Below are 1,287 nucleotides of genomic sequence, written 5' to 3' on the forward strand. Positions count from 1 at the left end.
TGGCAGGTCCCCGGTAACCGGTCCAGTCAGTTCTAGAGCCAGTTCCTTCTTGCAGTCGATCAGTCGATCTCGCAGGCCACGGGGTGATGTTGGTGGGTGCATCCGGCAGCGTACTCGGCCGGGGTCTGGTAGCCCAGCGCTGAGTGGCGGTGTCGGTGGTTGTGGTCATCCTTGAAGTCGCCGATGACTACGCGGGCCTCGAGCAGGGTGGGCCAGCAGTTGCGGTTCAGGCATTCGTCGCGCAGCCGGTTGTTGAACGACTCGATGAACCCGTTGTTCCATGGCGTGCCGGGCGGAATGTAGGAGATGCCTACCGACCCTGCGCAGAACGCTTGGAGGGCCTCTGAGATGAACTCGGGCCCGTTATCCATGCGCAGCACCAGCGGCGGGCCACCCCAGATCGCGAACGTCTTCTCCAACTCCTCGATGAGCCGCTCGGCGGTGATCGAGCGGTCGACGATGTTCAGCAGCGACTGCCGGGTGTGCTCATCGACCATCGACGCGATCTTGACCTTCTTCCCATCAACGGTCGAATCGAACTGAAAGTCCAATGCCCACACCACTTTCGGCGCGTCCGCATCGATAATCGGCACCGAGGACTGGCCCGCCCGTTTACGGCGCGGAGCGCGCCGCACCTGCAGGCCTTCCTCCTTCCACAACCGGTGAATCTTCTTCTTGTTCACCTCGATGCCGTCGTCGAACCGTAGATGCGCCCACGCCCGACGAAACCCATGCCGGGGATGTGTGCGGGCGTAGGTACGCAGTTGCTCACGCAAAGCCGCGTCCGGGTCGGCCGGTGTCTGCGCTAACGGCAGCTGCCGATAGGCTGAGCGGGAAAGCCCAACCACCTTGCACGCCATACGTTCTGACATGTTCTTGACATCTTTGAGCATGTCGATCGCAGCGCGTTTGGCGGCCGGGCTCAGAATTTTCCCCGGGCGATCTCCCGCAGCGCGTCCTTCTCCAACTCCGCATCAGCGAGCAACCGCTTGAGCCGGCTGTTCTGCTCACGCAACTCCTTGAGCTCTTTCGCCGCGTCGGCATCCATCCCGCCGTACTGGCGCCGCCAGTTATACAACGTCGCCGCCGACACCTCCAGATCGGCGGCGATCTCCTCGCCGGTCTTACCCTCCGCGGCCAACTCGTCAGCCCGGCGCAACTTGCGCACGATGTCCTCGGCCGAGTGACGCTTCCGTCCTGCCATGATCCCTATCGTCCCTTCTCCGCCCTCATCAGGGCAATCAGGACTCTAGAACAGCCCGGACCGGTTCACGGGGGACACGCCAC

1 protein-coding gene is annotated in these 1,287 nt (G+C 63.1%); it reads right to left on the minus strand.

The window, feature by feature from the left end:
• Positions 1-59 precede the first annotated feature (59 nt).
• Positions 60-1,204 (minus strand): IS3 family transposase gene (locus ACWETB_RS23885; RefSeq protein WP_452214078.1). Its coding sequence is split into 2 segments (ribosomal slippage): positions 60-928 and positions 928-1,204, totalling 1,146 coding nucleotides; the frame shifts between segments, so codons are not numbered across the junction.
• Between the last annotated feature and the right edge of the window lie 83 nt (positions 1,205-1,287).

This window comes from Gordonia sp. NPDC003950, assembly GCF_053605205.1.